Source organism: Streptomyces sp. NPDC060232 (genome assembly GCF_042726555.1).
Taxonomy (GTDB): domain Bacteria; phylum Actinomycetota; class Actinomycetes; order Streptomycetales; family Streptomycetaceae; genus Streptomyces.
This window is the reverse complement of sequence record NZ_JBHXAG010000009.1, coordinates 241,395-255,676: the sequence shown is the minus strand read 5'-3', so window position 1 is coordinate 255,676 and position 14,282 is coordinate 241,395. Positions and strand designations below refer to the sequence as shown.

Here is a 14,282-nt window from a genome sequence, read left to right as displayed (position 1 = left end):
AGACACCCACGGCCCCGCTACAAGGAGTTAAAAAGTGGCACGCGTCAAGCGGGCAGTAAACGCCCACAAGAAGCGCCGGGCGATCCTCGAGGCGGCCTCCGGCTACCGCGGTCAGCGTTCGCGCCTGTACCGCAAGGCCAAGGAGCAGGTCACCCACTCGCTGGTCTACAACTTCAACGACCGCAAGAAGCGCAAGGGCGACTTCCGTCAGCTGTGGATCCAGCGCATCAACGCCGCTGCCCGCCAGAACGGCATGACGTACAACCGCCTCATCCAGGGTCTGAAGGCCGCCAACATCGAGGTGGACCGCAAGATCCTCGCGGAGCTGGCCGTCAACGACGCCAACGCGTTCGCCGCGCTCGTCGAGGTCGCGCAGAAGGCGCTCCCGGCCGACGTCAACGCCCCCAAGGCCGCCGCGTAAGGCCTGGCCGGCCGCATGAGCGGTCGGCATCCTCGGACCCGCAGGCGATGCGCCTGCGGGTCCGAGTGCTTTCCCCGCACCGTCGCGCCCCGGGCGCCCGCACCCCGAGAGAGAACCGCACAGACCATGGCTGACCTGGGTCACCCCGCCGAGCTGATCTCCCCCCGATCCCCGCGGGTGGCCGCCGCCAGGCGACTGGCGCGGCGCAACTTCCGCACCAAGGAGCGCCGGTTCATCGCTGAGGGCCCCCAGGCGGTCCGTGAGGCCGTCGAGCACCGCGGCCCCACGGGAGAGCCGACCCTGATCGAGCTGTTCGCCACCGTCGAGGCCGCAGAGCGCTACTCCGAGATCATCGGCGCGGCCCTGGACGCGGGCGCCCGCGTGCACTACGCCTCCGACGAGGTGCTCGCCGAGGTCTCCCAGACCGTCACCCCGCAGGGCCTCGTCGGGGTCTGCCACTTCCTCGACTCCCCGTTCGAGGAGATCCTCAAGGCCGGACCCAAGCTCGTCGCGGTCCTCGCGCACGTCCGCGACCCCGGCAACGCCGGTACGGTGCTGCGCTGCGCGGACGCCGCCGGCGCCGACGCGGTCGTGCTCACCGATGCCTCCGTGGACCTCTACAACCCCAAGTCCGTACGGGCCTCCGTGGGCTCCCTCTTCCACCTCCCGGTCGCCGTCGGCGTTCCGGTGGAGCTGGCCGTCCATGGGCTGCGCGCGGCCGGCGTACGGATCCTCGCGGCCGACGGCGCCGGCGAGGACGACCTCGACGCAGAACTGGACGCGGGCACCATGGGCGGGCCCTCCGCCTGGGTCTTCGGCAACGAGGCCTGGGGCCTGCCGGAGGAGACCCGGGCCCTCGCGGACGCCGTCGTGCGGGTCCCGATCCACGGGAAGGCGGAGAGTCTGAACCTGGCGACGGCCGCCGCCGTGTGTCTCTACGCGTCCGCGCGAGCACAGCGGGCGCCCGGAGGGTGCCGCTCCGTGACCCCCAGCTAGTAGTGTGGCGGCCCGGGGGGCCCACGGCGCTACTCGGAGATGTGGGGTACGGGGACATGACGGACATGACCGTCGGCACGAACAGCGCACCTGGGACCGCTGCCGCGGCCGAGGAGCGGTTCCGCGACGCCCCCGAACCCCCGGCCGCGGCCGCCGACGGGCTGTGCGGGGTACCACCGCAGGCCGTGGACTCGGCCCGCGCGCGCGGCGCCGGCTCCGCCGCCCGCCCGGTCCGCGCCGCCCAGGCGGCCGCCGAGGCCCCCGGCGCGGGCGTCGGCCCGGGCTTCGCTGTCGACCCCGACTACCTGCCCGACGGGCTCGTCGTCGCCGACCACACCGGTCGGGTGGTCTGCTTCAACGCGGCCGCCGCGCGGATCACCGCACTCGCGCCGGAGCAGGCCCTCGGCGCCCCCATCGACCGGGCCCTCCCGCTGGAGGACCTCGAAGGCCGCCGCTGGTGGGCGCTGACCGACCCGTACGGGGGCCTCGCCACCCGCCGCGGCCAGCCCGAGCGGAACCTGCTGCTACCGGGCGGCCGCGAGGTGCTCGTCTCCGCGAGCTACATCCGCACCCACCCCACCGGCCCGGTGCGCCGCCTCGTCGTCACCCTGCGCGGCACCGAGGCCCGCCGCCGCACCGAACGCAGCCACGCCGAGCTGATCGCCACGGTCGCCCATGAGCTGCGCTCTCCGCTGACCTCCGTCAAGGGCTTCACCGCGACCCTCCTGGCCAAGTGGGAGCGGTTCACCGACGACCAGAAGCGGCTGATGCTGGAGACCGTCGACGCCGACGCCAACCGCGTCACCCGCCTGATCGCCGAGCTCCTCGACATCTCGCGCATCGACTCCGGCCGCCTGGAGGTCCGCCGCCAGCCGGTCGACATCGCCACCGCGGTGGGCCGGCACGTCCAGGCGCTCACCGCGAACGGCCAGGCCCCCGAGCGGTTCCTCGTCAGCATCAGCCGCCCGCTCCCCGACCTGTGGGCCGATCCCGACAAGATCGACCAGATCCTCGGCAACCTCCTCGAAAATGCGGTGCGCCACGGCGAGGGAACGGTCACCATCGGGGTATCGCCGCATGAGAAGGGAACCGCCGTCACCGTGTCCGACGAAGGCCCCGGGATCCCCGAGGAATCGATGGCCCGCGTCTTCACCCGCTTCTGGCGGGGGAGCAAGCGCGGCGGCACCGGCCTGGGCCTCTACATCGTCAAGGGCATCGTGGAGGCGCACGGCGGCACCATCACGGTCGGCCGCGGCCCCGGCGGCGGCGCCGAGTTCCGATTTATCCTGCCCGTGAGCGCCCCGGCCTACCTCACGCAGTAGTCCTGCGGAGCGTCTCACCGGGCGGCCCACGGGCTCCTTGACCCCCGGCGACCTTTAGACTCGTCCTTTGGCACCTTTGTGTCTCTGCTCGATCGGTCTGATCGTGTCGTACGGGGACCCACCAGCCAGCCATCGGAAGTACGGGAAGAGATGTCGGCACCGAACAAGTCGTACGACCCTGTCGAGGTCGAGGCACTGAAACCGGAAGAGATCGAGCGCATGCGGGACGAGGCGCTCGCCGCCTTCGCGTCCGCCGGCGACCTCGACGCGCTGCGCGAGGCGAAGACCGCGCACATGGGCGACCGCTCGCCCCTGGCGCTCGCCAACCGCGAGATCGGCGCCCTGCCGCCGCAGGCGAAGGCCGAGGCGGGCAAGCGCGTGGGCCAGGCCCGCGGCGCCGTGAACAAGGCCTTCGGGGCCCGCACCGTCGCGCTTGAGGCCGAGCGCGACGAGCGGGTGCTGGTCGAGGAGGCGGTGGACGTCACGCTGCCGTACGACCGCGTCCCCGCCGGCGCCCGGCACCCCCTGACCACGCTGATGGACCGCGTCGCGGACATCTTCGTCGCCATGGGGTACGAGGTCGCCGAAGGGCCCGAGGTCGAGGCGGAGTGGTTCAACTTCGACGCCCTCAACTTCACGCCCGACCACCCGGCGCGCCAGATGCAGGACACCTTCTTCGTCCAGGGGCCCGAGGGCACCGAGGGCGACGAGTCCGGCGTGGTGCTGCGCACCCACACCTCCCCGGTGCAGGCGCGCTCGCTGCTGGAGCGCAAGCCGCCCGTCTACATCGTCTGCCCGGGCCGGGTGTACCGCACCGACGAACTCGACGCGACGCACACCCCGGTCTTCCACCAGGTCGAGCTGCTCGCCGTGGACGAGGGCCTGACCATGGCGGACCTGCGCGGCACCATCGACCACATGGTCAAGGAGCTGTTCGGCGAGGAGACCACCACCCGTCTGCGCCCGCACTTCTTCCCGTTCACCGAGCCGTCCGCCGAGATGGACATGCAGTGCTACGTGTGCCGCGGCGAGTCGGTGGGCAACCCCGACCGCCCGTGCCGTACCTGCTCCAGCGAGGGCTGGATCGAACTGGGCGGATGCGGCATGGTCAACCCGAAGGTGCTCACCGCCTGCGGTGTGGACCCCGAGAAGTACAGCGGGTTCGCCTTCGGCTTCGGCATCGAGCGGATGCTGATGTTCCGTCACAACGTTGAAGACATGCGAGACATGGTCGAGGGTGACGTTCGTTTCACCCGGCCTTTCGGGATGGAGATCTGATGCGGGTCCCGCTTTCGTGGCTGCGGGAGTACGTCGACCTCCCCGCGGGTGAGACCGGTCGCGACGTCGCGGCCAAGCTCGTCGACGCCGGTCTTGAGGTCGAGACGGTCGAGCAGCTCGGCGCCGGGCTCAAGGGCCCCCTCGTCGTCGGCCAGGTGCTGACCATCGAGGAGCTCGAGGGCTTCCGCAAGCCGATCCGGTTCTGCACGGTCGACGTCGGCGCCGCCAACGGCACCGGCGAGCCCCAGGAGATCGTCTGCGGCGCCCGGAACTTCGCCGTCGGCGACAAGGTCGTCGTGGTCCTGCCCGGCGCCGTCCTGCCCGGCGACTTCGCGATCGCCGCGCGCAAGACGTACGGCAAGACCTCGCACGGCATGATCTGCTCCGGCGAGGAGCTCGGCATGGGCGACGACGGCACGCACGGCATCATCGTGCTGCCGCCGGAGCACGAGACCGGCACCGACGCGATCGAGCTGCTCCAGCTCGTCGACGAGGTGCTGCACATCGACGTCACCCCGGACCGCGGCTACTGCATGTCCCTGCGCGGCATCGCCCGCGAGGTGGCCACCGCCTACGGCCTGCCGCTGCGCGACCCGGCGCTGCTCGACGTGCCCGGGCCGAACTCGTACGGCTACCCGGTCAAGATCGACGACCCGGCCGGCTGCGACCGCTTCACCGCCCGCACCGTGACCGGTCTCGACCCCGAGGCCCGCTCCCCGATCTGGCTCCAGCGCCGCCTCCAGAAGGCCGGCATGCGCCCGATCTCGCTCGCCGTCGACATCACCAACTACGTGATGCTCGAACTGGGCCAGCCGCTGCACGCCTACGACCGCTCGCGGATCGACGGCACCATCGGCGTCCGCCGTGCCGAGCAGGGCGAGAAGTTCACCACCCTCGACGGGGTCAAGCGCACGCTCGACGCCGAGGACCTGGTGATCACCGACAACAGCGGGCCGATCGGTCTCGCCGGTGTGATGGGCGGCGCCAACACCGAGATCGCCGACTCCGTCACCGACCCGGAGACCGGCGCCGTCACCGGGACCACCGACGTGGTCATCGAGGCCGCGCACTTCGACTCCGTGTCGATCTCGCGCACCGCGCGCCGCATGAAGCTCTCCTCCGAGGCCTCCAAGCGCTTCGAGCGGGGCGTCGACCCGCTGGCCGCCGCCGCGGCCGCCCAGCGGACCGTCGACCTGCTCGTGCTCCTCGCGGGCGGCACCGCCGAGGCCGGCGTCACCGAGGTCGTCGCCCCGGGCGCGCCGCGCACCATCGCGATGGCCGCCGACCACCCGGACCGGGTCGCGGGCATGGACTACGGCCGGGAGACCGTCGTGCGCCGCCTCCAGGAGATCGGCTGCGACGTCTACGGCCAGGACGAGCTCGTCGTCACGCTGCCGTCGTGGCGGCCCGACCTCGCCGCGCCCAACGACCTCGCCGAAGAGGTCATCCGGCTGGAGGGCTACGGGAACCTCCCGTCGACCCTGCCGCAGGTGCCCTCCGGCCGCGGTCTGACCGCCCGGCAGCAGCTGCACCGCCGGGTCGGCCGCGCGCTGGCCGGCGCCGGCTACGTCGAGGCCCTGAGCTACCCGTTCCTCGGCGAGGGCGTCTTCGACCAGCTCCAGCTGCCGGCGCACGACGCCGCCCGCCAGGTCGTCAAGCTGGTCAACCCGCTCTCCGACGAGGAGCCGGCGCTGCGCACCACGCTGCTGCCGGGTCTGCTCGGTGCGCTGCGCCGTAACGACAGCCGCGGCAGCCACGACCTCGCACTCTTCGAGACCGGTTCGGTCTTCCGGGCCGCCGCCCGGCCGGGTGTCGCCGTACGGCTGCCCGTCGACCGGCGTCCCACCGACGAGGAGGTCGCCACCCTGGACGCGGCGCTGCCCGCGCAGCCGCGGTACGCCGCGGTCGTGCTGGCCGGTGCCCGCGAGCAGGCCGGCTGGTGGGGCAAGGGCCGCCCGGCCGACTGGGCCGACGCCGTCCAGGCCGCCCGCGCGCTGGCCGTCGAGGCCGGTACGGAGCTCGTCGTCCGCCAGGGCCAGTACGGCCCCTGGCACCCGGGCCGCTGCGCCGAGCTGGTCGTCACCGTCGACGGTGTGGAGCAGGTCATCGGCCACGCCGGCGAGCTGCACCCGCGGGTGGTCAAGGCGATGGGCCTGCCGGCCCGCACCAGCGCGATGGAGCTCGACCTGGACCGCCTCGCGGCGGCCGGCGGAGAGGCCGTCCAGGCGCCCCGGATCTCCTCCTTCCCGGTGGCGACCCAGGACGTCGCGCTGATCGTCGACGCGTCCGTTCCTGCGGCCTCGGTGGAGGCCGCCCTGCGCAAGGGCGCGGGCGAACTCCTGGAGTCGCTGCGCCTGTTCGACGTGTTCACCGGTGAGCAGGTCGGCGCGGGCAAGAAGTCCCTGGCGTACGCGCTGCGCTTCCGGGCGAGCGACCGCACGCTGACCGCCGAGGAGTCCACGGCCGCGCGCGACGCGGCGGTGGCGCTCGCCGGCGAGCGGACCGGGGCGGTGCTCCGGGGCGCGTAGCCGCGCGGTCCTCGGACCCGTTCGAGGCCTGGTGAGGGGCCTATCCGGTACCGGATAGGCCCCTCACTCATTCGGGTGAGAACCTCCGCGCCCGTGTCGGGGGCCGTCGGCCGCTCGACACAATCGGTCCGGCCGGAGGGGAGACCTACGGATGATCACGCGGGAGATGACCCAGGTGCGCCGGGCCCGGGAGGGCGTCGTCCCGCACACCGGCGGGGCCGAGGACCCCCGTGACGGCGGCGGGCGGTTCTTCCCCCTGCGCCAGCGTCCTCGCAGAGTACCGCTCACGCCCGCGCGGCTGGTCGCGGGCGTACGCGGCCCTGTCGCGGTACCCGGGCGGGCGGCTCGCCGACGGCTTCGACCCACGCACGCCGGGCCCGGTGGAGGGGCCCGGCGCGCGTCCGGTCCGGTCCGCTGCCGGGGCCCGGCGACCAACCGGGCGCCGACGGAACCGGGAGGCGCCGCCCGCCTGCCATGGAGTGTCGGGCAGACAGCAGGACGGGCGGCGCGGTGACGGGTCGTCGCACTGTACGAGGGGGAGCCGACGACCCGAGCTCCTCTTGGCGAGGGTCTTCAGTCAAGCGCGTCCAGGGGTCCGTGCGGCAGAGTGCGGATCGCATTTATGCGCGTACTCGGTTCACACCCTGTGTGAATGGGATGCACCCTGTGTGCATCGAACGCAGTACACCCTGTGTGAGTTGAATGCAGTACACCCCGTGTGAACGCGCACCCACTAGCCTGATACCGACGAGCTCCGGGAGCGGCCCATGCAGCCCAATGTCCTGCTCGACGCACTCCTCGCCGAGGCGGGTATGTCCCACGCCGGGCTCGCCGCCCACGTGAACCAGGCGGGGCGCACCCGGGGGCTGGCCCTGCGCTACGAACACACCGCCGTGGCCCGGTGGTTGAAGGGGCAGCGCCCGCGCGGCCAGGTCCCCGACCTGATCTGCGAGGTGCTCGGAGGCCGGCTGCGGCGGCCCGTCGGCCTGGACGACATCGGCCTCGGGGTGCCGGACCACCCGGTCTCCCTGCACGCCTCCCCGCTCAGCGGGTTCGTGGACCGGGCCGCGGCCCTGTGGCGCTCCGACGGGCAGGCCCGGCCCCAACTGCTCACCGCCGAGGCGGTGACCGGCACCCCGGCCGTCATCCCGGTCTGGGAATGGGAGAACCCGCCCGAGGACGCCGACGTCTCGCGCGACGGCCCGAACCGGATCGGCCCCGAGCACGTCGAGATCCTCAAGGCCGCCCGCGCCCACTACGAGCTGATGTACCGCCGGGCCGGCGGCATGGCCACCCGCGACCGGATCGTCCGCTTCCTCGGCACCGAGACCGCGCCGATGCTGCGCGGCAGTTACCCCGACGACCTCGGCCGCCGGCTGCACCGGGCCTCCGGCTCCCTGGTGGCGGTGGCGGGGATCTGCGCGTACGACTCCGACGCGCACGGACTGGCCCAGCGCTACTTCCACCAGGCGCTGCGGCTGGCCAAGGCGAGCGGGGACCGGGGGCTCGGGGCGTACGTGATCGCCCTGATCGTCAACCAGTGCCTGCACCTGCGGGAGTACCGCCAGGCCGTCGCCTTCGCCGAGGCCGCGCTGCGCGCCGCCGGCCGGCACACCACTGCGGCGCTCGCCGCCGACCTGCACGCCATGCAGGCCAAGGCCTACGCCCAACTCGGCGACGTGCAGGCCGCGCTGGCGTGCATCCGCGGTGCCGAGAGGGCCGCCGCGCGGATCCGCCCGGGCAGCGAACCGGACGAGACCGGCTACGTACAGCCCGGCCTCGTCAACGTCCAGGTCGCCGAGGCACTGCTCAGCCTGGGGGATCTGGAGGCGGCGCGGGTCCAGGCGGCCGCCGCTGTCGGCACCCCCGCGCACGACCGCGGGCGGGTGCACCGGCTGGCGATGCTCTGCGAGATCCAGCTCCGCCAGGGAGAGGCGGACCGGGCCGCGGCGGGCGCGGCCGAGATGGCCGAGCGGGCCCGGGGGATGGAGTCGCTGCGGTTGCGCGACCGGCTTCGGGTGGTCCGCGAACAACTTCTGACCAGCGGTTGTTCGGACGCGCAGGAGACCGTGCGGCTCATCGACGGGGCGCTGCGCGTTCCGCTGTGACAAGGCAGCTGCTGCGATGTTTGCCACCTACTCCAACGGAAGGTGGCACAGCCGTGCAGTGGACGAACCTGAGTGAGCAGACTGTGTACAAGAACCGCTGGTTCGACGTGAATCTCGCCGATGTGGAACTTCCCGACGGCCGACACCTGGACCACTTCGTGATCCGGCTGCGTCCGGTGGCCGTGGCCACGGCCGTCAACGAGGCCAACGAGGTGCTGCTGCTCTGGCGGCACCGCTTCATCACCGACAGCTGGGGTTGGGAACTGCCCGCCGGGGTGGTCGAGGACGGTGAGGACATCGCCGCCGCGGCGGCCCGCGAGATGGAGGAGGAGTCGGGCTGGCGGCCCGGCCCCCTCCACCACCTGATGACCGTCGAGCCGTCCAACGGGCTGACCGACGCCCGCCACCACCTGTACTGGGCGGACGGGGCCACCTACACCGGCCTCCCCGAGGACGACTTCGAGTCGTCGCGCCGGGAGTGGGTCCCCCTGAAGCTGGTGCCCGACATGATCGCGGACGGGGAGATCCCGGCCGCCAACATGGCGGCCGGGCTGCTCCTGCTGCACCACCTGCGGCTCGGCCGGTAGGGGGTGTCCTGTCGATCGCGCCCGGCATGATCGGCGAGGCATGCCCTGGAGGGTCACCGCCGGAGGGGGCACCGCCTCACCCGGGCGGTCAGCCGTAGGGGTAGAAGCCCGCGCCCGTCTTGCGGCCCAGGCGGCCGGCGTCGACCATCCGCTGGAGCAGCGGGGGAGCGGCGTACAGCGGCTCCTTGTACTCCGCGTACATCGAGTCGGCGATGGAGGCGATGGTGTCCAGACCGATGAGGTCGGACAGCTTCAGCGGACCCATAGGGTGGGCGCAGCCCAGCTCCATGCCGTTGTCGATGTCCTCGCGGCTCGCGATGCCCGACTCGAACATCCGGATCGCGGACAGCAGGTAGGGGACGAGGAGCGCGTTGACGACGAAGCCGGAACGGTCCTGGGCGCGGACCGCGTGCTTGCCGAGCACGTCCCGCACCAGGGCCTCTGCCCGCTTGATGGTCTCCTCGCCGGTGGTCAGCGCCGGGATCAGCTCGACGAGCTTCTGCACGGGGGCCGGGTTGAAGAAGTGGATGCCGATGACCTGGTCGGGCCGCGAGGTCGCGACGGCCAGCTTGACCAGCGGGATCGAGGAGGTGTTGGAGGCGAGGATCGCGTCCGGGCGGGTGATCACCTGGTCGAGGACCTGGAAGATCTCGGTCTTGACCTGCTCGTTCTCGACGACGGCCTCGATGACGAGGTCGCGGTCGGCGAACTCGCCGAGGTCGGTGGTGTAGGTGAGGCGGGCCAGGGTGGCGTCCCGCTCCTCCTCGGTGATCTTGCCGCGTTCGGCGGCCTTGGTCAGGGAGTTGTGCAGCCGGGTACGGCCGATCTCCAGGGCTTCGCCGGTGGTCTCGGCGACCTTGACCTCAAGGCCGCTTCGGGCGCACACCTCGGCGATACCAGCGCCCATCTGGCCACAGCCCACTACGCCGACCCGTGTGATGTCGGAAGGGAGGTCAGTCACTTCGTGCCTTTCGCAGCTCATCCGTCGGCGGGTCCCCCGTACGATTCCGGCGCCCGCCACGCCCCCCGACGTTACTCCCGACCTTGCGCGGCGCGGCGGGCCGGGGCGGGCATGCTGAGCGGACACCTCGCATCGTCACTCAGCGGAACGGAGTCGTCACATGGCGCACATCGGCAGGCGGGCACTGCTGGCAGGAGCGGCGGCGGTGATCGCCGCCGCAACGGGGGGACCGGCCTTCGCCGGGCCGCGGAGCTCCGGACCGCCCCTCGGCGGCGGCGCCGTCGGCAGCGGCGCCGCAACCCCCGAGTTCCGGGGCATGTGGATCGCCACCGTCTCGAACGTGGACTGGCCCTCGCGCAGCGGGCTGTCCGCGGCGACGCAGCGGGGGCAGCTGCTCGCCCTCCTCGACACCGCCGTGCGCCGCCGGCTCAACGCCGTGATCCTGCAGGTCCGGCCCGCGGCCGACGCGCTGTGGCCGTCCCCGTACGAGCCCTGGTCGCAGTGGCTCACGGGGGAGCAGGGGGTCGATCCGGGCTGGGATCCCCTGGGCACGGCCGTCGCCGAGGCGCACGCCCGCGGTCTGGAGCTGCACGCCTGGTTCAACCCGTACCGGGTGGCCAACCATGCCGACTTCGACCGGCTGGTGCCCGAGCACCCGGCGCGTCAGGCCGGCTGGGCCGTCGAGTACGGCGGGAAGCTTTACTACAACCCCGGGGTGCCCGAGGTGCGGCGGTTCGTGCAGGACGCCATGCTCGACGCGGTCACCCGCTACCCGCTGGACGCGGTCCACTGGGACGACTACTTCTACCCCTACCCGGTGGCCGGCGAGTACTTCGACGACGACGCGGCCTACGAGGAGCACGGCGGCGGCTTCTCGTCGCGGGCGGCCTGGCGCCGCAACAACACCGACACCCTGGTGCGTGAGATGTCCGAGCGGCTGCGCGCCCTGCGGCCCGCGGTCAGGTTCGGCATCAGCCCCTTCGGGATCTGGCGCAACTCCGACCGCGACCCCGCCGGTTCGCGGACCCGCGGGCTCTCCGCGTACGACGACCTGTACGCGGACACCCGCAAGTGGGTCGGGCGGCGCTGGATCGACTACGTCGTGCCGCAGGCCTACTGGCACATCGGACATCCGACGGCCGACTACGCGACGCTCGTCCCCTGGTGGGCCAGGACCGTCGCGGGCACCGGCGTGGCCCTGTACGTGGGGGAGGGGCTCTACCGCTGCGATGCCGACAGTCCCACCGCGGCCTGGCGCGATCCGGCGGAGCTGTCCAAGCACGTGCGCTTCGCCCGCGGATACCCGGAGGTCCGCGGCCACGTCTACTTCTCGGCGAAGCAGGTGGCCGCGGACCCCAACGGGGCGATGGCACGTGTGGTCGCCGACCATTACGGCTCGGCCGTGCCGCCGCGGTGAGTCAGTGCTGAGTCTCCGCGGGGTGGCGGACCACGCAGTCGGGTCCGGGAGCCATCAGCGCTTCGTGTCCGTCCTGGAAGCGGACCCGGTACGGGGGCGTCCCGTTCTCGCCGAGCACCTGGGTGATCTCGCCCACCTTGTCGGGTTGTCCGACGATCCTGCCGTGCTGCACCAGCTGGTCGCCCTCGGTCGCTCGCATGTCTGACCTCCTCGGTGGCGCTCCGATCCGGTGCTAGCAGTTTAGGTCGTTTCGGGGCTGTTTGACCCGTTGGGTCACCGCGATGCAGACGAGAACCGCGCAGGCGGCGGCCGGTGCGGCGGGGGCGAGCCGCTCCCCGAGGAGCGCCACGGACCAGACGAGGGTGAGCAGCGGCTGGGCGAGCTGGAGCTGGCTGGCCCGCGGCGCTCCGATCTCCGCCATGCCCCGGTACCAGACGTACAGACCGAGGAAGGTGGAGCCGGCCGCCGCCCAGACCAGCCCGGCCAGCCCGTGGCCGGTGAGGTGCACCGGCTCGTACGCGAGCCCGAGCGCGGAGCCGGCCAGGGTGAGGGGCAGGCACAGCACCAGGGCCCAGCCGATCACCTGCCAGCCCGGCAGCGTACGGGCGAGCCGCCCGCCCTCGGTGTAGCCGGCGGCGCACACCAGCAGGGCGGCGAACAGGTAGCCGTCGCCGGCCGAGAGGGAGCCGCCGCTCTGCGCGAGGGTGAAGCCGAGCACCACCACGGCCCCCGCCACCGCCGCGGCCCAGAAGGCCCTCGGGGGCCGGGTGCCGGTGCGCAGTGCGGACAGCGCGGCCGTGGTCAGCGGCAGCAGGCCGACGACGACGGCGGCGTGCGAGGTCGTGGAGGTCTGCAGCGCCAGGGTCGTCAGCAGCGGGAAGCCGACGACCACCCCACCGGCGACGACGGCGAGGCCGGCCCAGTGCTCGCGGGCCGGCGGGCGGGCCCGGCGGGCCAGCAGGAAGACGCCCGCGATCGCGGCCGCCAGGACGCTGCGCAGGGCCACCAGCGACCAGGGGCCGAAGCTCTCCAGTCCCCAGGCGGTGGCGGGGAAGGTCAGCGAGAAGGCGACGACGCCGAGCGAGGCGAGGGCCGTACCGCGCAGCAGCGGATTCTTCACCGCTATCGCGGCCGGGAGAGTAGCGCTATTCTGTGCTGTCATGTATGAGCGTAGCAGTGTGGTGGAGCTGGCCGATTCTCTGAGGTCCGAGCTCGACCGCTACTCGGTCGGTGGAAAGCTGCCGTCGAGTCGGGCCCTGGTCGAGCGCTACCGCGTCAGCCCGGTCACCGTCTCCAGGGCCCTCGCGCAGCTCGCCGCCGAGGGTCTCGTCGTCACCCGGCCCGGCGCCGGCGTCTTCCGTGCCGCGCCGCGTACGCCGCTCCCCGCGGCCGGGGACACCTCCTGGCAGGAGGTCGCCCTCAGCGCGGAGACCCCCGGGGAGATCGTGCCGCGCTCGGTGGACGCGTCCGGGGTGCTGGCCTGCCTGGCCGCGCCGCCGCCGTCGGTGATCGGCCTCAACAGCGGCTACCTGCACGCCTCCATCCAGCCCGAGCGGGCCATGGCCGCGGCGCTCGCCCGGGCCGGTCGGCGCCCCGGGGCCTGGGACCGGCCGCCCATGGAGGGGCTGCCCGAGCTCCGCGACTGGTTCGCCCGCGAGATCGGCGGAGCCGTCGGGGCCGCCGACGTACTGGTCACCGCGGGCGGGCAGAGCGCGCTGACCACCGCCCTGCGGGCGCTCGCCCCGCCGGGGGCGCCGATCCTGGTGGAGTCCCCGACCTACCCCGGGCTGCTGGCCATCGCCCGCGCCTCCGGATGCCGCCCGGTGCCCGTCCCGGTGGACGCCGAGGGGGTCCGGCCGGAGCTGCTGGCCGCCGCCTTCGAAGCGAGCGGCGCACGCGTGTTCGTGTGCCAGCCGCTGTTCCAGAACCCCACCGGTGCGGTCCTCGCGCCCGCGCGGCGGGCCGAGGTGCTGCGGATCGCGCGGGCGGCCGGGGCCTTCGTGGTCGAGGACGACTACGCCCGCGCCCTCGGCCACGACGACTGCGGTCCGCTGCCCGCGACGCTGGCCGCCGAGGACCACGACGGGGTGGTCGTGCACGTCCGCTCCCTGACCAAGGCCACCTCGCCCAGCCTGCGGGTCGGCGCCCTGGCGGCCCGGGGCCCGGTGGTCGACCGCCTGCGGGCCATCCAGGTGGTGGACAGCTTCTTCGTGCCCCGGCCGCTCCAGGAGGCCGCACTGGAACTGGTCGGCGCACCCGCCTGGCCGCGCCACCTGCGGACCGTGGCCGCCGAACTGCGCCACCGGCGGGACGTGCTCGCGGGCGCGCTGCGGCGGGAGATGCCCGGGCTGACCGTGTCCCACCTGCCCTCGGGCGGATACCAGCTGTGGGCCCGGATGGCCGGGGGCGGTGACGACGCGGCCTTCGCGGCCGCGGCCCTGCGCGCCGGAGTCGCGGTGGCTCCCGGCCGCCCCTACTTCTGCGCCGAACCGCCCGCTCCCTACGTCCGGCTCAGCTTCGCCGGAGTCTCCGGCCCGGCCGAACTGGTGGAGGCCGTCCAGCGGATGGGAGGTGTCCCGCCGGGCGGGCCGAGCCCGGCCTGATCGGCAGGGCATCCCCTGCGGGCGGGTCCGGGGGAGGAGCCGCACGCTCCGGACGCTTGAC

General features: G+C 73.2%; 12 protein-coding genes. 9 read left to right on the top strand and 3 right to left on the bottom strand.

Annotated features, from left to right (window positions below; genetic code table 11):
• Positions 1-34 precede the first annotated feature (34 nt).
• The 7 genes from rplT to ACFWFZ_RS16190 all read left to right on the top strand — a co-directional run bounded on the left by rplT (position 35) and on the right by ACFWFZ_RS16190 (position 9,240).
• On the top strand, positions 35-421 hold the full coding sequence (gene rplT / locus ACFWFZ_RS16220) for a 50S ribosomal protein L20 (RefSeq protein WP_007263143.1): 387 nt from the start codon (positions 35-37) through the stop codon (positions 419-421).
• Between the two features lie 135 nt (positions 422-556).
• Entirely contained in the window at positions 557-1,417 is an 861-nt protein-coding gene (locus ACFWFZ_RS16215) for a TrmH family RNA methyltransferase (protein ID WP_387122689.1), read from the top strand.
• Positions 1,418-1,482: 65 nt separating this feature from the next.
• The gene (locus tag ACFWFZ_RS16210; RefSeq protein ID WP_387122686.1) at positions 1,483-2,739 is read left to right on the top strand and encodes an ATP-binding protein; all 1,257 of its coding nucleotides are present in this window, start codon (positions 1,483-1,485) and stop codon (positions 2,737-2,739) included.
• A gap of 150 nt (positions 2,740-2,889) precedes the next feature.
• Positions 2,890-4,017 carry a phenylalanine--tRNA ligase subunit alpha gene (gene pheS, locus ACFWFZ_RS16205; protein WP_387122625.1) on the top strand — a complete coding sequence of 376 codons (1,128 nt, stop codon included), beginning with the start codon at positions 2,890-2,892 and terminating at the stop codon, positions 4,015-4,017.
• Positions 4,017-6,545, top strand: a complete 2,529-nt coding sequence (gene pheT / locus ACFWFZ_RS16200) for a phenylalanine--tRNA ligase subunit beta (RefSeq protein WP_387122622.1) — start codon at positions 4,017-4,019, stop codon at positions 6,543-6,545. The genes pheS and pheT overlap by 1 nt, the downstream gene beginning before the upstream one ends.
• 767 nt (positions 6,546-7,312) lie before the next feature.
• On the top strand, positions 7,313-8,653 hold the full coding sequence (locus tag ACFWFZ_RS16195; RefSeq protein ID WP_387122619.1) for a transcriptional regulator: 1,341 nt from the start codon (positions 7,313-7,315) through the stop codon (positions 8,651-8,653).
• A 53-nt stretch (positions 8,654-8,706) separates the two neighbouring features.
• The gene (locus ACFWFZ_RS16190) at positions 8,707-9,240 is read left to right on the top strand and encodes an NUDIX hydrolase (RefSeq protein WP_387122616.1); all 534 of its coding nucleotides are present in this window, start codon (positions 8,707-8,709) and stop codon (positions 9,238-9,240) included.
• Positions 9,241-9,328: 88 nt separating this feature from the next.
• Here the strand turns inward: ACFWFZ_RS16190 and ACFWFZ_RS16185 are convergent, their stop codons facing one another.
• On the bottom strand, positions 9,329-10,222 hold the full coding sequence (locus ACFWFZ_RS16185; protein WP_387122613.1) for a 3-hydroxybutyryl-CoA dehydrogenase: 894 nt from the start codon (positions 10,220-10,222) through the stop codon (positions 9,329-9,331).
• Between the two features lie 139 nt (positions 10,223-10,361).
• Between ACFWFZ_RS16185 and ACFWFZ_RS16180 the strand changes: the two genes are divergently transcribed.
• A complete protein-coding gene (locus ACFWFZ_RS16180) occupies positions 10,362-11,618 on the top strand; it encodes a glycoside hydrolase family 10 protein (protein ID WP_387122610.1) in 1,257 nt (418 codons plus the stop codon).
• A 1-nt stretch (position 11,619) separates the two neighbouring features.
• Here the strand turns inward: ACFWFZ_RS16180 and ACFWFZ_RS16175 are convergent, their stop codons facing one another.
• Positions 11,620-11,817 (bottom strand): DUF1918 domain-containing protein, encoded by a 198-nt coding sequence (locus ACFWFZ_RS16175; protein WP_030029327.1) that lies wholly within the window; start codon positions 11,815-11,817, stop codon positions 11,620-11,622.
• A 33-nt stretch (positions 11,818-11,850) separates the two neighbouring features.
• On the bottom strand, positions 11,851-12,780 hold the full coding sequence (locus ACFWFZ_RS16170; protein WP_387122606.1) for a DMT family transporter: 930 nt from the start codon (positions 12,778-12,780) through the stop codon (positions 11,851-11,853).
• Between ACFWFZ_RS16170 and ACFWFZ_RS16165 the strand changes: the two genes are divergently transcribed.
• A complete protein-coding gene (locus tag ACFWFZ_RS16165) occupies positions 12,779-14,221 on the top strand; it encodes a PLP-dependent aminotransferase family protein (RefSeq protein WP_387122603.1) in 1,443 nt (480 codons plus the stop codon). The two genes, ACFWFZ_RS16170 and ACFWFZ_RS16165, sit on opposite strands and share 2 nt — an antisense overlap.
• Positions 14,222-14,282 lie beyond the last annotated feature (61 nt).